The sequence below is a fragment of the Larkinella sp. VNQ87 genome (genome assembly GCF_049445795.1).
Lineage (GTDB): Bacteria > Bacteroidota > Bacteroidia > Cytophagales > Spirosomataceae > Larkinella.
In genome coordinates this window covers 1-22,113 of sequence record NZ_JBMSDT010000023.1, presented here as the reverse complement: position 1 = coordinate 22,113, position 22,113 = coordinate 1, and the positions used below count along the sequence as shown (strand labels likewise).

Annotated in this window: 21 protein-coding genes; 12 read left to right on the top strand and 9 right to left on the bottom strand. The window is 52.7% G+C overall.

The features are described 5' to 3' along the window. Positions 1-113: 113 nt before the first annotated feature. On the top strand, positions 114-1,322 hold the full coding sequence (locus ACO2Q8_RS28020; protein WP_423348212.1) for a saccharopine dehydrogenase family protein: 1,209 nt from the start codon (positions 114-116) through the stop codon (positions 1,320-1,322). 64 nt (positions 1,323-1,386) lie between these two features. Here ACO2Q8_RS28020 and ACO2Q8_RS28015 read toward each other — a convergent pair whose 3' ends face one another. Further along, positions 1,387-2,712, bottom strand: coding sequence for a glucoamylase family protein (locus ACO2Q8_RS28015; protein WP_423348211.1), 1,326 nt, complete (start codon positions 2,710-2,712; stop codon positions 1,387-1,389). Between the two features lie 193 nt (positions 2,713-2,905). On the opposite strand from ACO2Q8_RS28015, the gene ACO2Q8_RS28010 reads away from it, so the two are divergent. Both ACO2Q8_RS28010 and nspC read left to right on the top strand, forming a co-directional pair. Beyond that, on the top strand, positions 2,906-3,727 hold the full coding sequence (locus ACO2Q8_RS28010; RefSeq protein ID WP_423348210.1) for an energy transducer TonB: 822 nt from the start codon (positions 2,906-2,908) through the stop codon (positions 3,725-3,727). A 127-nt stretch (positions 3,728-3,854) separates the two neighbouring features. Next, a complete protein-coding gene (gene nspC, locus ACO2Q8_RS28005; protein WP_423348257.1) occupies positions 3,855-4,988 on the top strand; it encodes a carboxynorspermidine decarboxylase in 1,134 nt (377 codons plus the stop codon). A 1-nt stretch (position 4,989) separates the two neighbouring features. On the opposite strand, the gene ACO2Q8_RS28000 is transcribed toward nspC, so the two are convergent. The 4 genes from ACO2Q8_RS28000 to ACO2Q8_RS27985 form a co-directional block, all read right to left on the bottom strand. Next, entirely contained in the window at positions 4,990-5,208 is a 219-nt protein-coding gene (locus ACO2Q8_RS28000; RefSeq protein WP_423348209.1) for a hypothetical protein, read from the bottom strand. A gap of 48 nt (positions 5,209-5,256) precedes the next feature. Beyond that, positions 5,257-5,829, bottom strand: coding sequence for a dihydrofolate reductase family protein (locus tag ACO2Q8_RS27995; protein ID WP_423348208.1), 573 nt, complete (start codon positions 5,827-5,829; stop codon positions 5,257-5,259). A 199-nt stretch (positions 5,830-6,028) separates the two neighbouring features. Further along, positions 6,029-6,457, bottom strand: coding sequence for a VOC family protein (locus tag ACO2Q8_RS27990; protein WP_423348207.1), 429 nt, complete (start codon positions 6,455-6,457; stop codon positions 6,029-6,031). A gap of 138 nt (positions 6,458-6,595) precedes the next feature. Then, on the bottom strand, positions 6,596-7,177 hold the full coding sequence (locus ACO2Q8_RS27985) for an alpha/beta fold hydrolase (protein ID WP_423348206.1): 582 nt from the start codon (positions 7,175-7,177) through the stop codon (positions 6,596-6,598). Between the two features lie 113 nt (positions 7,178-7,290). Here ACO2Q8_RS27985 and ACO2Q8_RS27980 point away from each other — a divergent pair, with 113 nt between their 5' ends. The 8 genes from ACO2Q8_RS27980 (at position 7,291) to ACO2Q8_RS27945 (ending at position 17,572) form a co-directional block, all read left to right on the top strand. Further along, positions 7,291-8,271: a GlxA family transcriptional regulator gene (locus ACO2Q8_RS27980; protein WP_423348205.1), complete on the top strand. Its 981-nt coding sequence runs from the start codon at positions 7,291-7,293 to the stop codon at positions 8,269-8,271. A 126-nt stretch (positions 8,272-8,397) separates the two neighbouring features. Then, complete coding sequence (locus tag ACO2Q8_RS27975) at positions 8,398-10,062, top strand: CTP synthase (protein ID WP_423348204.1); 1,665 nt, start codon at positions 8,398-8,400, stop codon at positions 10,060-10,062. Positions 10,063-10,179: 117 nt separating this feature from the next. After that, positions 10,180-12,027, top strand: coding sequence for a membrane protein insertase YidC (gene yidC, locus ACO2Q8_RS27970; RefSeq protein WP_423348203.1), 1,848 nt, complete (start codon positions 10,180-10,182; stop codon positions 12,025-12,027). A 184-nt stretch (positions 12,028-12,211) separates the two neighbouring features. Continuing rightward, positions 12,212-13,885: an ABC transporter substrate-binding protein gene (locus ACO2Q8_RS27965; RefSeq protein ID WP_423348202.1), complete on the top strand. Its 1,674-nt coding sequence runs from the start codon at positions 12,212-12,214 to the stop codon at positions 13,883-13,885. 79 nt (positions 13,886-13,964) lie between these two features. After that, positions 13,965-15,251 (top strand): glutamate-1-semialdehyde 2,1-aminomutase, encoded by a 1,287-nt coding sequence (gene hemL / locus ACO2Q8_RS27960; protein WP_423348201.1) that lies wholly within the window; start codon positions 13,965-13,967, stop codon positions 15,249-15,251. 5 nt (positions 15,252-15,256) lie between these two features. After that, complete coding sequence (locus ACO2Q8_RS27955) at positions 15,257-15,931, top strand: HAD family hydrolase (protein WP_423348200.1); 675 nt, start codon at positions 15,257-15,259, stop codon at positions 15,929-15,931. Between the two features lie 16 nt (positions 15,932-15,947). Next, positions 15,948-16,955: a glycosyltransferase gene (locus ACO2Q8_RS27950; RefSeq protein ID WP_423348256.1), complete on the top strand. Its 1,008-nt coding sequence runs from the start codon at positions 15,948-15,950 to the stop codon at positions 16,953-16,955. A gap of 197 nt (positions 16,956-17,152) precedes the next feature. After that, positions 17,153-17,572 (top strand): DUF4260 domain-containing protein, encoded by a 420-nt coding sequence (locus ACO2Q8_RS27945; RefSeq protein ID WP_423348199.1) that lies wholly within the window; start codon positions 17,153-17,155, stop codon positions 17,570-17,572. On the opposite strand, the gene ACO2Q8_RS27940 is transcribed toward ACO2Q8_RS27945, so the two are convergent. The 3 genes from ACO2Q8_RS27940 to ACO2Q8_RS27930 form a co-directional block, all read right to left on the bottom strand. Beyond that, positions 17,508-18,545: an AraC family transcriptional regulator gene (locus ACO2Q8_RS27940; protein ID WP_423348198.1), complete on the bottom strand. Its 1,038-nt coding sequence runs from the start codon at positions 18,543-18,545 to the stop codon at positions 17,508-17,510. The two genes, ACO2Q8_RS27945 and ACO2Q8_RS27940, sit on opposite strands and share 65 nt — an antisense overlap. 103 nt (positions 18,546-18,648) lie before the next feature. Beyond that, positions 18,649-19,311, bottom strand: coding sequence for a family 16 glycoside hydrolase (locus ACO2Q8_RS27935; RefSeq protein ID WP_423348197.1), 663 nt, complete (start codon positions 19,309-19,311; stop codon positions 18,649-18,651). 1 nt (position 19,312) lies between these two features. After that, complete coding sequence (locus ACO2Q8_RS27930) at positions 19,313-19,828, bottom strand: DUF2911 domain-containing protein (protein ID WP_423348196.1); 516 nt, start codon at positions 19,826-19,828, stop codon at positions 19,313-19,315. A gap of 122 nt (positions 19,829-19,950) precedes the next feature. Here ACO2Q8_RS27930 and ACO2Q8_RS27925 point away from each other — a divergent pair, with 122 nt between their 5' ends. Beyond that, complete coding sequence (locus tag ACO2Q8_RS27925; protein WP_423348195.1) at positions 19,951-21,213, top strand: hypothetical protein; 1,263 nt, start codon at positions 19,951-19,953, stop codon at positions 21,211-21,213. A 24-nt stretch (positions 21,214-21,237) separates the two neighbouring features. On the opposite strand, the gene ACO2Q8_RS27920 is transcribed toward ACO2Q8_RS27925, so the two are convergent. After that, positions 21,238-22,053, bottom strand: coding sequence for a purine-nucleoside phosphorylase (locus tag ACO2Q8_RS27920; RefSeq protein ID WP_423348194.1), 816 nt, complete (start codon positions 22,051-22,053; stop codon positions 21,238-21,240). Between the last annotated feature and the right edge of the window lie 60 nt (positions 22,054-22,113).

Sequence of the window (22,113 nt, the reverse complement as noted above, 5' to 3'; positions counted from 1 at the left end):
CGGGTGTCTGCACGCTTGGTCTGTCTATCTTTGCGCGAATTTGTTCAACCCACGTCAGGAGACCCGTCGCCCGACCGGAAGCCTGATCCATCCCAAACAGACTACACTACACAATGGCTAAAGTGCTGATTATTGGTGCCGGAGGAGTCGGCAGCGTCGTAGCGCATAAATGCGCGCTGAATGCCGGTGTTTTTACCGACATAATGCTGGCCAGTCGGACGTTGGCGAAATGCGATAAAATTGCCGCCGAAATCCGCGAAATGCACGGTGTGGAAATCAAAACCGCGCAGGTCGATGCCGACATTGTGGCCGAAGTGGTTATGCTGATCAAGCAGTTCCAGCCGGTGCTGGTGATCAATGTGGCCCTGCCGTACCAGGATTTGCCGATTATGGACGCCTGTCTGGAAACCAAGGTTCATTACCTCGACACGGCCAATTACGAACCGAAAGACGTGGCCAAATTTGAGTACAGCTGGCAGTGGGCCTACCAGGAGCGGTTTCGGGAAGCGGGCATCATGGCGTTGCTGGGCTGCGGTTTCGATCCCGGCGCGACGCAGGTGTTTACAGCCTACGCTGCCAAGCATCATTTCGACGAGATGCATACGCTTGATATTGTCGATTGCAACGCGGGTAACCACGGCAAAGCCTTTGCCACCAACTTCAACCCGGAAATCAACATCCGCGAGATCACGCAGCCGGGCCGGTATTGGGAAAATGGCGAGTGGGTTGAAATACCGCCCATGTCGATCCACAAACCGATCGAATACCCCGGCATCGGCGAGCGCGAGTCATACGTCCTGTACCACGAAGAACTTGAATCACTGGTGAAAAACTTCCCAACCCTCCAACGGGCACGGTTCTGGATGACCTTCGGACAGCAGTACATCACCCACCTGCAAGTGCTGGAAAACGTGGGCATGACCAGCATCAAACCGATCAAATTCCAGGGTATCGACATCGTTCCGCTGGAGTTCCTGAAAGCGGTTCTACCAGCGCCCGACACGTTGGGTGAAAATTACACCGGCCAGACCTCTATCGGTTGTCAGATTAAAGGCATCAAAGACGGTCAGGAGAAAACCTACTTCATCTGGAACAACTGCGACCACGCCGAAACCTACAAAGAGGTTCGTGGGCAGGCAGTAAGCTATACGACGGGCGTTCCGGCCATGATCGGCGCCATGCTGATGCTGAAAGGCACCTGGATGAAACCCGGCGTCTGGAACTGCGAAGAACTAGACCCCGACCCGTTCATCGAACAAATGAACCAACAAGGCCTCCCCGTCCAGGACCAGGTCAACCAACCCCTCTCAGTAGAGAGTTAAGAGTTAAGAGTTGGCTCCGCCGTTTCCTAATAATGTGGCGGAGCCAACTCTTAACTCTCAACTCTTAACTCCTCAACCAGCCTCCCCGGAAGCCGGCGCGGAGCAAGCCCCGGCGGAGGGTGGGGTTGCGGAGCATGAGGTTCCAGATGAGGTTGGTTCGGTAATTTTCGGTCATCAGCAGAATTGGGCCGCTGTCGATGCCCAGATAGTCTTTGCCGAACCACTGGCCCGGATAGGTCAGGTTGAAGGCGTCTTTAAAACCGTAGGGGCCATACAATTTTTTGCCATAGCGGTATTTCATCCATTGCAAAGCCCGAATACTTTCTTCGGGCGTGAACGGCATAGAACCGCCTGCTGCCGTGGGCGCAATCGTGCCATCGTCGACAATTTGTGTGGCAGCGGCTCCCCGTGCGCGGTAGGAGTAAAACGCCCGGCCGTCGATGAGGGTGTCTTTCGGTCCGTCGCAGGCCGTGAGGCCCCAACTATCGGATTCATACCCCGTAAATTTTCCCGGATTGGCCAGACAATACGCCCGGTTGGCAAGCGTGGCCCGGCGGCTGTTTTCGAAATAATCCAGACCTTTCTGCCGCATGTACGCATCCTGAATGTTCCGGAAGTCGATCCAGATGTGTGAATACTGGTGACCGAACAGCGGATCGAAGTTAACGTGTGAAAATCCCTGAAATTCGTTCCAGGCATACGTGGCTGTCCAGGCGCCCCAGGCGGCTGGCTCAACCGGGTGCGTGGGCGACGCCAGCGACAGGACATACAGCAACATCCCTTCATTGTAGCCCTTCCAGTCGGAGCGGATAAACCCGGTTTCCGGATGCCAGCCCATCGATACCAGCGGTTTGCGAACCTGCATCCAATTCCAGTCGACCCGCCGGTAAATGCGGTCGACCAACATCCGAATCTCCTTCTCAACGGGCGAATTCTGATTGAAATATGTCTGGCTGCTCAGCATTCCGGCCAGTAGCAGGGCCGTGTCGATGGTCGACAATTCGACCTGCTTGAAGCGATGCCCGGTTTTCATATCCAGAAAATGGTAGAAAAAACCGCGATGGCCCGTTACCCCTTTTGCCTCGGTAGACTGGGGAGCGGTATGGAAAAACCGCAGGGTTCGCAGGGTTCGCTCGGCAGCTTGCTGGCGGGTAATGTAGCCTCGCTCGACGCCCACTATATAAGCCGTCAACCCGAAACCGGTGGCGGCAATGCTGGCAAAGGAAGGGGTCGGATACCGGTCAGGAATCAGCCCGTGCGGATTATCGCCCAAGTCCCAGAAATAGTGAAACGTATCCCGTTGCAATGAATCCAAAAACCGTTTCGACCTGGCTACCCCACGCGGTTGGGCCTGGGCCAGGCCAGCCAGATAAACCCCAATGAGCAGCAAGTTTCCCAGCCGGAGAGCTTGCCTAAAGCCCCTTTGCCAGCATTTTCGGTCGATTAACCCGTCAAGTATCATAAATGCGGTGCAACGCTAGATGACCGAAAGATACTGGAAACGACTGAAAATAATTCAGTATATTCTTGTATATATAATTTTCTGATATATATTTGTATCCATCATTTTATCTCGGATCATTATGACACCTGAGCAACTTCAATTCGCGTCGCTGGACGACATTGTGTTCGAAAACCGCAATAAATTGTATGGAGCCTACGATTTACGCCGGTTTTACAACCGCAGCGCCAACCGGGCGCTGTGGTTAGGCATTGCCCTTTTCGGAGCGGCCCTGGCAACGCCCATGCTCTACAATCGCTTAAAACCAGCGGAGGCACCAGATCAGTTTATGAAGGCAATGGAACTGGAGAATATCAAAGTATTGCCGCAGGAAGAACCGCCCGTGGTGGTGCCGCCCCCGAAGGTCGAATTGCCACAGGTGCCCACCATTCGGAATCTGCCGCCCGAAGTTGTCACGGAAGCGCCGGAGGATGTGACCGTTCCGACGGTTGAAGACCTGGAAGACAAAGTATCCAGCGACAAAACCCAGGAAGGTGACCCGAATGCCGAGGAAGTGATTGAAGCACCTTCCGAAACCGCCGGTCCGCCGGTAATGGAAAAGGCGCTTGAGGTCGAGCGTAAACCAGATGAAGTATTTATTAAAGTGGAGCAGGACCCGCAGTTTCCCGGTGGGATGCGGAATCTGGGTGAATTCCTGCAAAAAAACCTGAAGTATCCGCCTTCGGCTGCGCGGGCCGGAATATCCGGAAAGGTTTATCTCCAGTTTGTAGTCAATACCGATGGCAGCATTGTCGATGTGTCGGTGGTAAAAGGTATTGGATTTGGATGCGACGAGGAAGCTATACGGGTTGTGAAGAAAATGCCCTCCTGGCAACCCGGCAAACAGGCGGGTCGCCCGGTGCGCGTGCGCTTTACGCTGCCGATAACCTTCACGCTGGAGTAAAGGCCGGTTTTGCCCGGAGACAAGGTGAAGACCCCGCCAGTTTTGGAACCGGCGGGGTTATTTTATGGTTCCAAAGACGGTATTTGCTAGTTTTGTGGCTCAGAAAAGCCACGGTATCCATTTTCCGATGATTGATTACACGTCCATTCCATCGCCTTGTTTCATCCTGGAAGAAGCAAAGCTTCGCGCCAATTTAACGTTGATTGATTCCGTTCAACAACAGGCGGGTGTTCAGATCATTCTGGCCCTCAAAGGATTTTCGATGTACAGCGCGTTTCCGCTAGTGAAACAATATCTATCGGGCGCAACCGCCAGTTCATTGAATGAGATCAAGCTGGTGAATGAATACATGGGCGTAAAAGCGCATACGTACATTCCGGCTATTCGCGACGACGAATTTGAGGAGATTCTGGAACGCAGCAGCCATCTGACCTTTAATTCGCTCAGCCAGTGGGAGCGGTTTGGGGATCGGGCACAGTCGTCGGGCGTTTCGTGCGGCATTCGGGTCAATCCGCAGTATTCGGAAGTTGCCACGGATATGTACAATCCCTGCGTACCGGGTTCGCGATTGGGTGTTACACAGGATCTGATCGGTGATCGTTTGCCGGACGGAATTGAAGGCATTCATTTTCATACGCTCTGCGAAAACGATTCGTACACACTCGAACGTACGCTCGAAGCCCTGGAAAGTCGGTTTGCCGATTTATTGCACCAGGCTAAGTGGGTGAACATGGGAGGGGGCCATCTGATGACTCGGGAAGGCTATGATACGACCCATCTGGTCGACCTCCTGACGGCTTTTCGGAAAAAATACCAGGTGCAGGTGATTCTGGAACCCGGTTCGGCCATTGGCTGGCAAACGGGGGTACTGTTGTCAACAGTCCTGGATGTAGTTGACAGCCAGGGGATTCACGTCGCTATCCTCGACACTTCCTTTGCGGCCCACATGCCCGATACACTCGAAATGCCCTACAAACCGCGTATTCTGAACGCGTACCACGAACCGGTGGCCGGAAAGCCAACCTACCGCCTGGGCGGAATGACCTGTCTGGCGGGTGATTTCATGGGTGACTACAGTTTTGACGCACCTTTGCAGGTTGGCGACAAGGTGGTGTTCGACGATATGATTCATTACACAATGGTCAAAACAACCACATTTAACGGTGTAAACCTGCCTTCTATTGGCATTTGGCAGGAAGATAACACGTTTCGGCTGGTCAGGTCGTACGGCTACGAAAGCTTCAAAGACCGGTTGAGTTAATTCAATCGGGCAGCACTTCAGCCCTAAAACCGGAATTTAGCAAAAGGGTAATTACGCCATCCGCTTCGACCCAACCCGATGGTGATTTGATGCGCAAAATGTTGTCGCAGTCTTCCAGGTCAAAATTCGCACGGTAACCCCTAAACGATTGATGAATCTGGTCGATCAGTCGCTCGGCCTGTCGGTGGTCTTCGACATTGGTTTTGAATACTTCTACCATATCAACGACGTGGCTAAAAGGTTGACTTTACCTGGCATTTTGACCCGGTCAGGCGGGTACATAGCATAAAATGACGATTCCTGATGAGCTTACAGTGGTCTTGATTAGCCGCAGAAAAATCGGAGCTTTATCTGTCGGCCAGATCGGCAGGCCGGTTCCGAGCGCGACCGGGTTGACAAACAGATGGTATTCGTCAATCAGGTTATGCTGAATAAAGGCCGAAACAATTCCGGCACCACCGTAGATAATCAGGTCTTCGCCCACTTGCTGTTTTAGGGCTGCCACTTCATCGATCAGGTTGTTTTGGGCCACGCGAGCGTTAGTCCAGTCGGCTGTTGTCAGTGTGTTGGAAAAAATCACCTTTTCGATAGTGTTCATCCGGCTGGCAAACGCAACTTTTTCGGCGGAGGCTTCGGGGTTTGCGGCTGCGGCCGGCCAGTAAGAGGCCATTCCTTCGTAGGTTTTCCGGCCAATCAGCAGGGCGTCGGCGGAATTCAGAAGCCCATCGACGTACTGATTCAGAGTATCATCCCAATCCCAGCACATCCAGTCCTGTTCTCCGTTGAGTCCGGCCACAAACCCATCCAGGGATACCTGCATTTGTAGTTTTACCTTTCTCATAAGCATTCATCATACTTGATATCGGTCCTTAAGTACAGCTAAATAAAGCTGCACTTAAGGACGAACGTCATTCTGGTTAGTACCTTTTTGGTTACCGGAAAACAGACAGGTAATCAGGGCATGGAAGCCAAAATATACAGGAGTTTGCGGGCTGTTCCAGTAGCTGTTATGGAGCTTTCGTAAAGAAATAGGTAAAGTCTTAAACGTAATTTTCGTCAAAACTGATCATCCACTGAATCCCGAACTGATCGGTAAGCATTCCAAAATAGGCTCCCCAGAACACCTTCTCCATCGGCATGGTAATGATACCCCCGGATGAAAGTCCCTTAAAGAACATATCAGCTTCTTCCTGGCTTTCGGTGCTGATCGAAATTGAGAAGTTCGTGCCGACGACCAACGGTGGCCCCATAGATTCCATCGTGTCGGAACCCATCAAAACCGCATTCTTTCCGAGTGGAAGCGCAATGTGCAGAATACGCTCGGCGGTTTCGGGCGGCAGTTTTTCACTGTCCGGCATTTCCCTAAAACGTTGCAGGGCGGCAAATTCTCCACCAAAAACGGATTGATAAAACCGGAACGCTTCTTCAGTCTGTCCGTTAAAATTCAGATAAATGTTGCAAGCGGTCATTGTATCTATGGTTGGATTAAATGAATGAAATTCTAAGACACAAACCGGAATAGCACAGCCATACGAAATCCATTAAACTGTCGGTTTCAGGCTCACAAAACCGGTGGATAGGAATGCTGCAAATATATTTAAAAATTGTTAGTATGATACAAGAGTGTGTTGTTTATTTTTTCTATATATTTGCCTTATATCACTTAACAGTTCCTTACAGCCCTCAACAAAAAGATGCCCATATTCATCCAGTTCGCGAACCGTAGCATGGGGCAGATTAGTAGCATAATAGGTAAGGTGCGAAAATGGGACTACCGCGTCATCCCGGCTGTGGTACAGGGCAATGTGTGGTATTTGAGAAAGTCGCCCGAGATCATCGGGCAGGGCAAAGTCGGCAATTGCCCAACCCTGCCGACCCCAATACGGAGCCGCCACCAGGCAAAGGCCCAGAATGGGTTTCTCAACGTAGGTTTCGGCGAGGTATTTAATCAGTACCGATCCGCCCAGCGAATGACCCACCAGCACAATCCGCCCTTCAGATTCGGTCAGTTCACGGTCAATCTGATCTTTCCAGGTAATATACCGGGGATTGTCCGGGTCAATCATGCGAGGGCAGACAACCCGATAGGCTTTCCCCAGCGCCCGTTGGAGATGGGCTACCAGATCACCACTGCCCAGGTGATCACCTTGCGGACCAGCGCTGTGAACGACAAAAACGAGCTTTTTCATGCCGACAAAACCATAATGAGACAAACCTACAGCAACTTCCCGAAATCAATGGGGGGTAAACGCGCCATTCAGCGGGGTTGATTACGACAGAACATTCATTTACTTTTGAAACCATGAAGCATATATCGATCTTAGTCCCCAAAGGGGCTATTTTGGGTAGTCTGGAAGGAACCCGCCAGTTGTTTACGCAGGTCAATCAGTTTGTGGCCGCAAAAGGCGCTCCTCCCATGTTTCAGGTCCAGTTGGTGGGCCTATTGAAAGAAACACCGCTCAGTGGCGGAGCCTTCACGGCCCACACCGACACGTTGATCCACGATGTGAAGAAGACCGATCTGATCATCATTCCGGCGCTGGATGGTGATCTGCGGCAGGCCGTGGAAAATAACCGGGATTTTATTCCCTGGATTACCGATCATTACAAAAACGGAGCGGAGGTTGCCAGCCTGTGTTTGGGAGCCTTTCTGCTGGCGTCGACCGGTTTGCTGAAGGGGCGGAACTGTGCCACACATTGGATGGCTGCCAATGATTTCCGGCAGTGGTTTCCGGAAGTGAACCTGGTGACCGAGCGAATCATCACCGACGAACACGGTCTTTATTCGAGTGGAGGGGCGTTCTCATACCTTAACCTGATTTTGTATTTGATCGAAAAGTACGCCGGTCGCGACCTGGCCGTGCTGTCGGCGAAGGTGTTTGCGATTGAAATTGACCGCGACACACAGTCACCGTTCACGATCTTTCAGGGGCAGAAAGAACACGAAGACGAGCCGGTCCGGAGGGCACAGGAGTTTATCGAACGGAATTTTCAGGATAAAATCACCATCGACCAATTGGCCGATATGCACGCCCTGGGCCGGCGGAACCTGGAGCGTCGGTTCAAGAAAGCCACTGCTAACACCGTGGCCGAATACATCCAGCGGGTGAAAATCGAAGCGGCCAAGAAAAACCTGGAGATCACCCAGAAAAACATCAACGAAATCATGTATGAGGTGGGCTATTCCGACACGAAAGCGTTCCGGACCATCTTTAAAAAAATAACCGGTTTGTCGCCCATCGAATACCGCAACAAATACAACAAAGTGGCCGCGTTGGCCTGATTTGCTCGCCTACTGACCCTCAATTATTTACCGTCGAATCGCAACTTTTTACAGGGCGCTATACGCCGATTGTGGAGAAGTTTACGTACCTTTATATCCCGTAACAACCACAATTCGTTTTCAGACATGGCTCCATCCGGTCAGAAAACCGCTAAGTACATTTTCGTTACGGGCGGTGTAACTTCTTCTTTGGGCAAGGGCATCATTGCCTCTTCGCTGGCAAAATTGCTTCAGTCTCGCGGCCTGTCGGTCACGATTCAAAAGTTTGATCCTTATATAAATATCGACCCCGGTACGCTCAATCCCTACGAGCACGGCGAATGCTACGTCACCGATGACGGCGCAGAAACCGACCTCGATCTGGGCCATTACGAACGCTTTCTGAATATCCGTACCTCGCAGGCCAACAATGTGACGACCGGCCGGATTTACAACAACGTTATTACCCGCGAGCGGAAAGGCGATTTCCTCGGACGCACCGTGCAGGTTGTCCCACACATTACCGACGAAATCAAGCGCAACATTCGGTTGCTGGGCGAAACCGGCGAGTATGACATTGTCATCACCGAAATTGGAGGTTGTGTAGGCGATATCGAATCGCTGCCGTTTGTGGAGGCTGTCCGGCAGTTGAAATTCGAGCTGGGTGAAACCGACACGCTGGTGATTCACCTCACGCTGGTGCCCTACCTGGCCTCGGCGGGCGAATTGAAAACCAAACCGACGCAGCACTCGGTTCGGATGCTGCTGGAAAACGGTGTACAGCCCGATATCATCGTGGCCCGTACCGAACACCCGCTGCCAAATGACATCCGCCGGAAAATCGCGCTCTTCTGTAACGTCCAGGTCAATTCAGTGATCGAAGCCATCGATGCCGAAACGATTTACGACGTGCCGCTGCTGATGAAGAAAGAAAAACTCGATCAGCGGGTACTTTACATGCTTGATCTGTACAACGATCAGGACGCCGACCTCGATAGCTGGAAGGAATTCCTGAGCCACCTGAAAAATCCGACGGATGCCATTACGATCGGGCTCATCGGGAAGTACGTCGAATTGCGGGATGCCTACAAATCCATCGCCGAAGCGTTCATCCACGCGGGAGCCAAGAACGAGTGCAAGGTCAACATCGAGTGGATTCAGTCCGAGACGCTGGGCGACTACGACCAGGTGACCGAACGATTGCGTGACCTGGACGGTATTCTGGTCGCACCCGGTTTTGGCGAGCGTGGCATCGAAGGCAAGATCAACGCCATCCGGTATGCCCGCGAAAATGGGGTGCCTTTCTTCGGGATTTGCCTCGGCATGCAGTGCGCCTGTATCGAGTTTGCCCGGAACGTAATCGGCTGGCCGGAAGCGCATTCGGCCGAAATGAACCCAAATGCGTCGCACCGGGTTATCGACATGATGGAAAGCCAGAAAAAGGTGACCAACAAGGGCGGCACGATGCGGCTGGGTGCGTATCCCTGCAAAATCAAAAAGGATTCGCTGGCATTTCAGATTTACGGGAAAGCGCAGATCAGCGAGCGGCACCGGCACCGGTATGAATTTAACAACGAGTTTATCGGCCAGTTTGAAAAAGCCGGGTTGATGGCCACGGGAATTAATCCCGAAACCGGGCTGGTGGAGATTGTGGAGCTGAAAAACCATCCCTGGTTTGTGGGCGTGCAATTCCACCCCGAACTGCGCAGCACCGTGATGGACCCGCACCCCCTGTTTGTGCAGTTCGTGCGGGCCTCGCAGGCACATTCGCAGGAAAAACGCATGGTGGATACCACGGCGCATGTTGGTTAACCACCGGCTTCTCCGTACTTTTGCGGACTAAATTGTTTCGTTTAAGGTTTGAGGTTTAACGTATAAAGTGCTCCCGGGCCACGTTAGACTTTAAACCTTAGACCTTAAACCAAAAAAATGGATCGTAATTACATTACTGGTATTGTCTTGATTCTGGGGATGTTGCTGGCATACCAGTTGCTGGTTCCCAAACCCGCCCCCGAACAAAAACCCGAGCAGGAAAAAGCCGCTACGACAGCTTCTGCCCCGAATGCGGCTCAAAAAGCAGCCACTGCTCAACCTCTCGATTCGGTCGCTTCCCGCCGGTTGTATGGTGATTTTGCCGCAGCTGCAGCCGGTCAAAGCCGTGATATTGTGGTCGAAAATCCCGACATCCGGGTGACGTTCAGCACACAGGGCGGTCGCGTAAAAGAAGTTTTGCTAAAGAATTATAAGACGTATGACCAAAAACCGCTGGTGCTGATCAACGAACAGAGCAGCGAAATGGCCCTCGAACTTCCCACGAATCAGGGTAAGGTCAACGTCGAAAAACTGTATTTCGAAACCGCTACTCCGGCGCAATCGACCGTTCAGGGTAATGCCCAGACAGTAACGTTCAAGCTGGCCCTGTCGCCAACCCAAACCGTCGAACAAACGTACACCATTCCGGCGAAAGGCTTTGTGGTGGAGTACGACCTGAAACTGAGCGGGCTGGATAATGTCGTGACCAACAACGACATCCGGTTTCTGTGGCAGGACAAGATGCGGCAGTTTGAGAACGACATGGCCGAAAACCGCAAGTCGGCCACCATCAACTACCTCTCGGCCGACGAAAATTTTGACGGCCTGGCCGAAGGGGCCAGCGACCAGGAAGCGACGTTGGAAGAGCCCGTGAAGTGGTTTACGATCAAGCACAAATACTTTCTGGCCGGTTTTATCGCCGAAAACAGCCCGCTGAAAAAAGCGGTTTTCAAAACGGTGGTCAACCCGGAGGATACTCAAACGGTAAAAACCGCCATTGCCGACGTGCTGATTCCGATGGATGACGTGAAGCGGGGAAAAGGCAATTACCGGTTTTTCTTCGGCCCGAACGACTACCAGTTGCTCGACGAAGTGGCCCCCGAATTCGACCGCAACGTGTACCTGGGATACGCCTTCCTGAAACCGATCAACAAGTACTTCTTCGTGCCGGTTTTCAACCTATTAGAGAAATTTATCTCAAACTACGGCTTACTGATCATCGCGCTGGTGGTTTTCGTGAAATTGCTGTTGACACCACTGACGTATCGTTCGTACGTCAGTATGGCCAAAATGCGGGTGCTGGGACCAGAAGTCAATGCAATTCGGGAAAAAGTGGGCGATGATATGGCCAAGCAACAGCAGGAAACCATGAAACTGTACCAGCAGGTAGGCGTCAGTCCGCTGAGTGGTTGTATCCCGGTGCTGGCCACCATGCCAATCCTGATGTCGCTGTTCTTCCTGTTTCCGAACCTGATCGAACTCCGGCAGAAAGACTTCCTGTGGTCAAGCGACTTATCGACGTACGATTCGTTCATCCGGTTCCCCTTTGAGATTCCGTTTCTGGGGTCACACCTCAGTCTGTTTACGATCTTCATGACGGCGTCGAGCCTGGCGTATGCGTATTACAACAACCAAATGACGCCCGCGCAGCCCAACAGCCCGATCAACATGAAGGCGATGGGATACGTGTTCCCGCTGATGTTCATGTTCGTGCTGAACTCGTTCCCGGCCGGTCTGACATTTTACTACTTCGTGTCGAACGTCGTAACCATCGCGCAGCAGTTGCTGATCCGGAAGTTTGTCGATGAGGATAAGATTAAGGCCGTGCTGGAAGAAAACCGGAAGAAGTTTGCCAAGGGCGAAGGGAAGAAATCTAAGTTTCAGGAAATTCTCCAACGTTCGATGCAGCAGGCCGAAGAAGCGAAAAAGCAGGCTGAAGAAGCGAAAAAACGGACTAAAAAATGAGCAAATTGTCTTCCTGCCCGACTTACCTGAATTTCTGGGTCAAAAGATAGGGAGCGGCTTGATGGAATTAGGAACAAAACCAACGCGTCTGCGTTGGTTTTGTTAGTTTTGTGCCAGCTTTGTCTACGACCCAATGAATCAAATATCACGAGTTTCTTCTTGTTTACGGCTTCTAAGCCTTATCATGCTCTGGGCCACTACCGTTGGTACGGCCCGGGCACAAGGCGATCCGCCTGACCGGCGGTTACGGGATGCGGTACGTTTTATTCAGCAAAAAGAATACATAAAAGCGAAAGCTCAACTAAGCCCCCTGACCCAGCTACGGAGCGGGAGTGTAGCCCCGTTTGCCCATTATTACCACGCACTGGCCGATTTCAACCTGAAGCGGTATTCGGATGTTCGGCTGATGCTGAAACAGTTGATGGACCGGTTTCCGGACTGGAAAAAAATGGACGACGTATATTACCTGATGGGCGCGGCCTACCTGGAAGATGGGCAATATGAAGACGGCATTGAAAGCTTGGGCCGCATTGGCGATCCGGCTCTTAAAACGGACATCCACACCCTGGAAACGTATCATTTTAGCCGAATCAACGAATTGAACCGGTTAAAACTAATGCAAAAGGAGTATCCCAACAACCGGAATCTGGCGCTGGCACTCATCGATCTGATTCAGCGAACCTCGACGGCAACGGCCGATCTGGAGTTGTCGGACCGGCTGACCAACCGGTTTGGCGTTCCGACCACCGCCCGGCCGGTTTCTGCCGGAACAGCTTCGCCAACGAGTGTAGAAAGCAAGCCGGAGAAAAAGCGGAACAAAGGTTATTATAATGTGGCGGTTTTGTTTCCGTTTCGGATCCACGAAATCAATCCTGATGAAACCGTCCGCTCCAATCAGTATGCGCTGGATCTGTACAACGGCATGAAACTGGCGAAAGCCAAACTACAGTCAGAGGGAATCACGGTCAATTTGTTTGCCTATGACGTGGATAACGATATCTCGAAGATGACGGCCCTCGTCAATAACCCCGGTTTCATCCAGAATGATTTGCTGATTGGCCCGCTCTACGCCGAACCCAATCGACTGGCTACCGAATTTGCCAATCAGCATAACATCCTACTGGTCAACCCAATTTCAACCAGCAGTGAACTGGTTGCCAATCAGCCCCTGGCATTTCTGGCGGCTCCGTCGCTAAATCAGCAGGCCGTCAAAACTGCTTACTTTGCCCGGACACTATCTACGGCACGGAAAGCCGCTATTTTTTTCGGTAACTCTCGAAAAGACTCGACGCTGGCGGCTTTGTACCAGAATGAACTGAAACGGGCAGGATTTACGATTACGGAGTTTCGAAAGATCAGTCCCGGACTGGAATCGATCCGGCTTTCGGAAGCCAACACGCCGGGGCATGTGTTTCTTTCCAGCAGCGATGAAAAAACCGGGTCGCGGCTGGTTCGGCTCCTGGAGCAGCGGAAAGTCAGCGTTCCGCTGGTGGCTACCTCGTCGGCATTCGATTTTGTGAAAGATCCGATTTCGGTGTTCTCTAAAAGCGATCTGTACCTGGTGTACCCCGAGTTTGTCGATCCCCAGCGACCCGTAACCGATGAATTTGAGGAGCAATACATTGAGCAGCGCAACCTGATCCCGTCGACCTATGCGTATCAGGGCTACGACATGCTCTTGTTTTTCGGCCGGGCGCTGGCCCGCAGTCAGGGCCAGCTCACCAACCGCTCACAGTTTCGAACAGTCCCGGAAGAAGGATACCTGCTTTCCGGTTTCGATTACACCAGCAGCAACGAAAATCAGGTGGTTCCGATTGTCAAATACGACGGAACCCGGTTTGTACACGTTAAATTGTGAATGAGTGAATGAGTGGTTGAGTGAATAGCTCCGCATGTTATTCACTCATTCACTCATTCACTCATTCACTCATTGAAACATGACCACGAGCGAACATCTTTTTGAGAAAGCCAAGACTTTAATTCCCGGTGGAGTCAATTCGCCGGTACGCGCTTTTCGGGCCGTAGGAGGCAATCCGTTATTTATCAAATCCGCCAAAGGACCGTATATTTTCGATGAAGACGGCAACCGGTACATCGAGCTGATCAACTCCTGGGGCCCGATGATTCTCGGCCATGCCTTCGAACCGGTCGAAGAAGCGGTGCGGGAAGCCATTCAGCATTCGTTTTCGTTCGGCGCGCCAACCCGCAAGGAAGTCGAAATGGCCGAACTGATCGTAGAAATGGTGCCCTCGGTCGAAAAAGTGCGGATGGTCAACTCAGGTACCGAAGCCACGATGGCGGCTATTCGGGTGGCCCGGGGCTTCACGGGGCGCGATAAACTGATCAAATTTGAAGGTTGCTACCACGGCCACGGCGACTCATTTCTGATCGCGGCCGGGAGTGGAGCCATCACAATGGGAACGCCCGACAGCCCAGGTGTTACCAAAGCGACGGCATTGGATACCCTGACGGCTCCGTATAATGATTTATTCGCGGTCGAAAAGCTGATCGATGCTAACGCCAACCAGATTGCCGCCGTTATTCTGGAACCGGTGGTGGGGAACATGGGCTGTGTACTGCCCGCTCCCGGTTTTCTGGAAGGACTGCGGGACTTGTGCGACAAGCACGGGATTCTGCTGATTTTTGACGAGGTGATGACCGGTTTCCGATTGGCGAAAGGCGGAGCGCAGGAACGATTCGGCATTCGTCCGGACCTGACGACAATGGGCAAGATCATCGGCGGGGGAATGCCCGTAGGAGCATACGGCGGTCGCCGGGAGATCATGGACGTGGTGTCACCCGCCGGACCGGTGTATCAGGCCGGAACCTTATCCGGAAACCCGATTGCGATGTCGGCTGGACTGGCGATGCTGCGGTACCTGAACGGGCATCCGGAGGTATATACTCAACTGGAAGCCATCGGTGACAAACTGGTCGGCGGTTTCCGGAATACCCTGAACAAACTGGGTCTGAACTTTACGATCAATCACCTCGGTTCGATGTACACGATGTTCATGACCGAGCGCGCGGTGTCGAACTTTACGGATGCGAAAAGCTGCGATCTACCGTTGTTTGGGCGGTATTTTCACGGTATGCTGAAGCGGGGCGTGTACCTGGCTCCCTCGCAGTTCGAAAGTCTGTTTTTGTCGGTGGCGCTGACGGATGAACTGGTCGATCAGGTAATCTGGGCGAATGAAGAAGCGTTGAAGGAAGTGATTGCATAGCCGTAATGCGCAAGAAAATGCTGAAAGCTGTCATTTTTGACTTCGACGGTACCCTGGCGGATACCTTACCGCTGTGTATCAAGGCGTTCCGGATGGCGATTGAGCCGCACCTAAAACGGACCGTAAGCGATGCCGAGATTATTGCCACCTTCGGACCGTCGGAAGAAGGAACGATCCAATCCCTGATTCCGGACCAGTTTACTGAAGGACTTAGCGCGTATCACGACTATTATACAATGTTTCATCCGGAGTTCCCGACGCTGTTTGAGGGCGTGGCAGAGATTCTGACGTTGTTGCGTGAAAACCGCATCCGGTTGGCGCTGGTGACCGGAAAGGCGCTCAAAAGTGCGCTGATTTCGCTGGAATTCTACCAGATTAAGGACTATTTCGAGCAGATCGGATATGGTGATCTGACGAAAGGACATAAGGCGAAAAATATTCAGCGGATTCTGGCCGAGTGGACATTGCAACCGCATGAAGCAGTATACGTGGGCGATGCGCCGAGTGATATTGCAGCCTGTCGGGCGGCCGGGGTTCCGATTTTGGCAGCCGCCTGGGCACCCACCGCCGAACCGGACGTCTTGCGATCCCTGGAACCGGATGCGTTGTTATATTCTGTGGATGAGTTAAAGCGCTGGCTGACAGATAGGTTGGAGAACGATAAACCAACTTCGGAATAGACTACTACTCATGGCCCTGCGTTTTTCCGTCATCATTCCCGTTTACAATCGCCCGGACGAACTGCGCGAATTGCTCGACAGCCTGTGCCGACAAACCCGGATTCCCGACGAAATCGTGGTCGTGGAAGACGGTTCCGTCAGCCGCTCGGATCAGGTGGTCGAACAATTCAAAAACCGGCTGACGATTCAGTACTATTTCAAACCCAACGGAGGTCAGGGTTTTGCGCGTAATTACGGTTTTGAGCGGGCTACGGGCGATTACTTTGTAATTTTCGACTCCGATGCCTTGGTACCTCCGCACTATTTTGAATCGGTCGAGCAACGGTTGACCACCGACTGGCTCGATGCGTACGGTGGCCCCGATGCCGCTCACCCAAGTTTTACGCCCATCCAGAAAGCCATCAGCTATTCGATGACTTCGCCCTTTACGACCGGGGGGATTCGGGGGAGCAAGAAAAACCTGGGTGGCCAATACCATCCGCGTAGTTTCAACATGGGTTTTTCCCGGAAGGTGTACGAAACGATTGGTGGGTATAAAATCAGCCGCATGGGGGAAGACATCGAGTTTGCCATTCGCATCATTGAAAACCGGTTCAAAACCGGCCTGATCCCGGAAGCCTTTATTTACCACAAACGACGGACGAACCTGGGGCAATTTTACCGGCAGACCCGGTTTTTTGGCCGGGCGCGCATCAACATTGCCCGGTTTTACCCCTCCGAACTCCGGTTGGTCCACACGTTTCCGGCGCTGTTTACCCTGTTTGTTTTCTCGGTACCGGTTTGGTGGTTCATTCATCCGGTTTTGTTTGGAATAGCGGTTTCGGCCTTGCTGCTGTTTTCAGTACTGGTTTTCGGCGATGCATTTCGAAAAGAAAAAAGCCTGAAGGTGGCTTTTCTGAGCATAGAAGCGGCATTTGTTCAGTTGCTGGGCTACGGCATCGGATTTCTCAAAGAAGGCTGGAAACGGCTGCGCGAACCCAAAGGCCACCTCGAAACCGGCGCCAACATCGAGTACCCCTCCTAATAACGGAAGCGGTTAATAAATAACGAATATCGAATGTTAAACACCGAATAACGAAGTTGTGGAGCATCCAGTATCATCCTGCATCATTTCAATCACCGGTCTTTTTTCGTTTTTCGTCACCCAGATTTTCATCTTCGGTCATCCTCAAACCGACCGTTTTGGCGGACCTTTGTACTGTACAAACACAAAGAACTGCCATGAAAACCGTTTTGAAACTCGAAGAAGCCGCCCAATTTATCTTGTCGATTGTGCTCTTTAACCAATTGCCGTTTACCTGGTGGTGGTTTCCGGCACTGATTCTGGTGCCGGATGTGAGTATGCTCGGCTATTTGATCAATCCGCGCGTCGGAGCCTGGACGTACAATGTTGCTCACCACAAAGCAGTGGCTATCGCATTCGGCATCGCGGGCCTGTGGCTGAACAACCCGGTTTTAATGCTGACTGGTGTGATCCTGTTTGGGCATGCCGCAATGGACCGCATGATGGGCTACGGCCTGAAATATCCCGACGATTTTACGAACACCCACCTGGGTCGCATCGGTAAAAAGGCCGCTAAGCCGAATTCCGAAGCACCGAAGTCCGAAACGCGCCCGGCGTCGAGCCTGTCCATTTCTTGAAGGTGCGGTAGAATACACTGGGTTCCGAAAAACCGAGCAGGTAGGCAATGTCCGTGGTGCTGAAATGCGGTTCGCGCAGGTGTCGTACCGCCAAATCGTGCCGGACTTCATCCAGCAACTGCTGATAGGTATAGCCTTCATCCTTCAAATGAAGCTGAAGCGTCCGAACGCCCATCGCCAGGTGGTCGGCCACCAAGGCCAGCGTCGGTTCTTCACCTTTTAACAAGGTCACAATTTCCTGCTTCACTCGGTCGGCTAGGATGGGGGGGTCCGGATTTCCGGGCCGAAGTTTACCAAGCAACTCATCGGCATGTTGCTCAAAAAGGGCGAAAAGAGCCGGATTGGCATTCAGAATGGGCGTAGTAAGCCAGTCGGCATTGAGCACTAACACGGTTTTTTTTACTCCAAAGGTTAACCGCGCCGGGCCGAAAACCCGCGCATAGGCCGGAAGGTTGCCTGGTTCCGGAAACGAAAACCGGATCTCTTCCGCTACCACTGGCTGGCCTGTAAGGGCCCGGAAAGCCGACAGATACACCGAAAGCTCGGAGGTCAGGGTGTAATCCGGGTACTGTATGGCCGGGCTTGTGAGGGTTAACGTTAAGTAATAATGGTTGCCTTCCCGCTGACCAATCGTGCGCACGCCTTCACAGGCAATATCCTGGTAATGAAACAGTTTTTCCAGGGCTTTCTCCAGCGTCGGGCAATTCATCAACACATAAGCCAGCACGCCCAGCGCCAGCGGATTGATTAATTCGCCGAGTTGCAGTGGTAGGTCAGGCTGGCCGGTTGCCCGAATGGCTTCCTGCCAGAGCTGCTGAACCGCCCGAATAGGAACACGGCCATCGGGATGCTGCAACACCGTCGAATCGACGCCAACCGACCGGCGGAGGGACTCCGGATCGGCCCCGCGCTGGCGGGCGGCCCAGAGAATCAAGTTGAAAGAACCGGAAGAAAGCGTATCCTCAGTCGTCATACGGGCTAAGATACGAATTGTTACACAGGGTTAATCAGAGTTGATCGAGGTTTTCCCTGATAACCTCTGATCATCTCTGATTAACCCTGTGTAACAACCCAATCTAGTCCTTTTTAATCTCCAGGTTTGCGAAGTCACCGCCCAGCCCCGGGCCGACCCATAAACCGAGCTTGCCCGAGGTCCGCTCATTGAGTTTGGAAACGACGAGGCTGGGGGTTTGCTGTCCATCGACAAATACCTGAACCGTCGGACGCTGCACCACCACCCGCACATGAAACCAGGCCTTGGGATCGGGGGCCGGGTTGATCGGCTGTTCAAACCGGTCGGGTTGTTCCTTCCGGAGCTTTTCCCAGGTATGCACCGGATGCGAAATGTACTGCACGGCGTGGCTCCGCCGAACCGGGTCGGCATTTTTGAAGTTGAACGGCCGGAAATACACCGCATCGTAAGTCGTGTCATCGACGCCGTGAAAGGCCATGCCGATAAAACACTGCTGAAGCACATCTTTTCCGCGCAGGTCAAATTCAATCGTGCCATTTCCGAACGATACCCCGTCGAGCCAAACCACGCCCCCGTTGGGTTTCTGATCGAAGTGAATTCCGTTTTTTTCGGAAACCGGCTGGAGCGTCCGGTTCGGAACGTTCGGACCAGCCGACCGGACGAGGGCCGCCAAATCCGGTTTGATCGGGTTGCCCGGCTGTGCCACGACGATCCGCCAGGAAAACAGAAAGGCCAGCAGACTCAGCGCATACACACGATAGCTCATGTTAGCTGACTTTGAAATCCACTTTAGTATCCGCCCAAACCAGCGACACCACCCCTTTGGAAGTGATGTCAATCGTAAACTTCTCCTGGAACGCTTTGGCTTTTTTCGCCGGAACCGTTACCCGCAGCACATCCTCGTCCTGTTTGTAACTAAAAGCGCCCCACTTGATGGTTTTGTTCAGAATAATCGTCCATTCTTTCTCGCCGGGAATGGTAAACAGGGCGTACTTTCCTTTCGGAACGGTTTTTCCTTCCAGCTTAACATCGTCGGAAAACTCAATGGACGTTGTTTCGTTGGCTCCGGTACGCCAGACCTGCCCAGCAGGGGCCACCTTTCCGGCCGGGTCCCAGACGTTGCGGCCTTTCACCGATGGCTGGCTGTAATCAATCGTGATGGTTTTACCGCCAACGGTTTGTTTGGCCTGGGCGGGTGGACTCGGGCGTTTGGATTTGTCATCCTGTGCAAAAGCGAGTTGGACAATCATCAGCAATGTTGTGAGAACGAGCAATTTTTTCATGATGGTTTACGTAACTTTGGTTGAAGGAATTGAAGAATCGGGGCAAAGATGGGGAAAGAGGGCAAAAGACCCAAAAGTGCACCTGTTCAAGATGGTTCAAGTTGGATTCACGCTGATTTTCAATGATCACAGAGGAGGAAGCGCTGCCCCGTTGCCGGTCGCTGATTGAAGAAAAACTGGGCTGGGGCGACAGCCTGCACTGGCAAAATCAGGACTATGATGCCCTGAGTGAGCGAATTTTGGCCGAAACCGGCGTATCGCTCAGTGTCAGCACGCTTAAACGTATCTGGGGAAAGGTGCGCTACGACAGTGCGCCGACAACCACGACGCTCAACACCCTCGCTCAGTTTCTGGGTTTTGAAAACTGGCGGACATTCCGGCAGGCTCCTTCTGGCACGGAACCCGCCGTTTTGACTCCTGAACCCCCATTGCCGGTTCCGCCAAGCCGGTCGGTCGGCAACCGCTGGCCCTGGGTGGCAGGTGTGCTGCTGGTCCTGGCACTCGTGGGTATCTGGGCCTTTCAAAACCGGGTCAAGCCGCTACACTACGGAGCCGTAACGTTCTCCAGTCGCCCGCTGGCCAAAGGATTGCCCAACACGGTGTTGTTTGAATACGACGCAAGCGATTCGAATGCCGACAGTGTGTTTATTCAGCAAAGCTGGAACCCTAAATTGCGTCATCGGGTCGATAAAGCGGGCCGACAATATGCAAGTACCTATTTTTACCCCGGTTACTTTCGCGCCAAACTGATTTTGAATGACTCCATTGTGCGCGAACACGATCTATACATCACCACAGACGGCTGGTTGGGGACCATCAATTACGATTCCATTCCGGTGTATTTCCCGGACCGACGCCTTCGCCGGAACGGTGCCATTGCGCTCACTGAAGCGGATTTAACCGAACAGGGTGTTGATTTTCAGAAAAACGTGCCCTTCACCAGCCTGCATTGCGTCAAACCGTTTGGAGAAATTTCAGGCAGTGATTTTGTGTTTGAAACGGTTCTGAAAAATACGTTTAATCGCTTTGATGCCGTGTGCCAGAAAACCGGTATTATGCTCCTGTGCTCGGATGGCATGCACTTCATTCAACTGTCGGTCAAAGGGTGCGTGGGCGAGTTGAATCTTTCTTTCGCGGGCAATTCCGTATCGGGTAAAACCAACGACCTATCTGGTTTTGGCGTCGATTTCTCCGACTGGGCGACGGTTCGATGCGAGGTGGTCAATAAATCCGTTACGGTTTTTGTCAACGGAAACCAGGCGTATCAGGGCCGATTCGAGGGGGATCCGGGAAAAATAGTCGGGGTTCGGTACACCTTCCACGGGACCGGAGCCGTAAAATCCGCCCGGTTTATGAATGGCAAAAACCAGACGATTTTGTTATAAACCTAAGGCCGTGAAAGTAAGGATTTAAAGCTGCCCAACCAGTTCCTTCATCAATGCGGTCAGGCGAGGTTCGGCTACGGCGGCAGCGGCCAGAATCTTCGGCAGGCTGGCTTTTTCGAGCGTTTCGGGGATGCAAAGGTCCGTCACAACCGAACAGGCAAATACGTTCAAGCCCATCTGGTGCGCCACCATCACCTCCGGTACCGTCGACATGCCGACCACATCCGCGCCCCATTGCCGCAGCATCCGGTATTCGGCTCGGGTTTCCAGTTGTGGCCCGGTTACCCCGACGTACACGCCCTTCCGGACCGGAAACCCCAGCTTTTGGGCAATGACCTCCGCTTTTCGAATCAATTCCTGGTCATACGGTTCACTCATGTCGGGGAAGCGGTCGCCAAACTCGGGATGATGACGACCCGTGAAAGGATTCTGCGGCAGCAACAAACTGATGTGGTCTTCGATAATCATCAGATCGCTGACCTGAAAATCGGGGTTTAGCCCTCCGCAAGCGTTGGAAATCAGCAGGGTTTTGACGCCCAGTTGCTTCATGACCCGCACCGGAAACGTGACCTGCTGCATCGAATAGCCTTCGTAAAAATGAAAACGCCCCTGCATGACGATGACCGGCTGACTCGCCAACGTGCCCAGAATCAACTTGCCGGAGTGCGACTCAACCGTCGACAGCGGAAAGTGCGGAATGGTTTCGTAGGGAATGGAAACTTCAATGCCCAATTCCCGGACCAAACCGCCCAAACCGGTTCCCAGAATGATCCCAACGGTGGGAAGGGGCGTCTCGAAGGCCCGGATAAAATCAGCGGCTTTTTGTATTTCTTCCAGCATATTACGTACCCACGGACCGCCGGGCGGCCCCGTTTAGTCCGTGAGTTGTTAGTACTCAAT

What these genes read in the sequence shown, in the direction of transcription:
- ACO2Q8_RS28020 (WP_423348212.1), top strand. Translation starts at nt 114, where the DNA reads ATGGCTAAAGTGCTGATTATTGGTGCCGGAGGAGTCGGCAGCGTCGTA.
- ACO2Q8_RS28010 (WP_423348210.1), top strand. Translation starts at nt 2,906, where the DNA reads ATGACACCTGAGCAACTTCAATTCGCGTCGCTGGACGACATTGTGTTC.
- ACO2Q8_RS27990 (WP_423348207.1), bottom strand. Translation starts at nt 6,457, where the DNA reads ATGACCGCTTGCAACATTTATCTGAATTTTAACGGACAGACTGAAGAA.
- ACO2Q8_RS27920 (WP_423348194.1), bottom strand. Translation starts at nt 22,053, where the DNA reads ATGCTGGAAGAAATACAAAAAGCCGCTGATTTTATCCGGGCCTTCGAG.
- ACO2Q8_RS27975 (WP_423348204.1), top strand. Translation starts at nt 8,398, where the DNA reads ATGGCTCCATCCGGTCAGAAAACCGCTAAGTACATTTTCGTTACGGGC.
- ACO2Q8_RS27935 (WP_423348197.1), bottom strand. Translation starts at nt 19,311, where the DNA reads ATGAGCTATCGTGTGTATGCGCTGAGTCTGCTGGCCTTTCTGTTTTCC.
- ACO2Q8_RS27925 (WP_423348195.1), top strand. Translation starts at nt 19,951, where the DNA reads ATGATCACAGAGGAGGAAGCGCTGCCCCGTTGCCGGTCGCTGATTGAA.
- ACO2Q8_RS27995 (WP_423348208.1), bottom strand. Translation starts at nt 5,829, where the DNA reads ATGAGAAAGGTAAAACTACAAATGCAGGTATCCCTGGATGGGTTTGTG.
- yidC (WP_423348203.1), top strand. Translation starts at nt 10,180, where the DNA reads ATGGATCGTAATTACATTACTGGTATTGTCTTGATTCTGGGGATGTTG.
- ACO2Q8_RS27985 (WP_423348206.1), bottom strand. Translation starts at nt 7,177, where the DNA reads ATGAAAAAGCTCGTTTTTGTCGTTCACAGCGCTGGTCCGCAAGGTGAT.
- ACO2Q8_RS27945 (WP_423348199.1), top strand. Translation starts at nt 17,153, where the DNA reads ATGAAAACCGTTTTGAAACTCGAAGAAGCCGCCCAATTTATCTTGTCG.
- ACO2Q8_RS27940 (WP_423348198.1), bottom strand. Translation starts at nt 18,545, where the DNA reads ATGACGACTGAGGATACGCTTTCTTCCGGTTCTTTCAACTTGATTCTC.
- ACO2Q8_RS27955 (WP_423348200.1), top strand. Translation starts at nt 15,257, where the DNA reads ATGCGCAAGAAAATGCTGAAAGCTGTCATTTTTGACTTCGACGGTACC.
- ACO2Q8_RS28000 (WP_423348209.1), bottom strand. Translation starts at nt 5,208, where the DNA reads ATGGTAGAAGTATTCAAAACCAATGTCGAAGACCACCGACAGGCCGAG.
- ACO2Q8_RS27980 (WP_423348205.1), top strand. Translation starts at nt 7,291, where the DNA reads ATGAAGCATATATCGATCTTAGTCCCCAAAGGGGCTATTTTGGGTAGT.
- hemL (WP_423348201.1), top strand. Translation starts at nt 13,965, where the DNA reads ATGACCACGAGCGAACATCTTTTTGAGAAAGCCAAGACTTTAATTCCC.
- ACO2Q8_RS27930 (WP_423348196.1), bottom strand. Translation starts at nt 19,828, where the DNA reads ATGAAAAAATTGCTCGTTCTCACAACATTGCTGATGATTGTCCAACTC.
- ACO2Q8_RS27965 (WP_423348202.1), top strand. Translation starts at nt 12,212, where the DNA reads ATGCTCTGGGCCACTACCGTTGGTACGGCCCGGGCACAAGGCGATCCG.
- nspC (WP_423348257.1), top strand. Translation starts at nt 3,855, where the DNA reads ATGATTGATTACACGTCCATTCCATCGCCTTGTTTCATCCTGGAAGAA.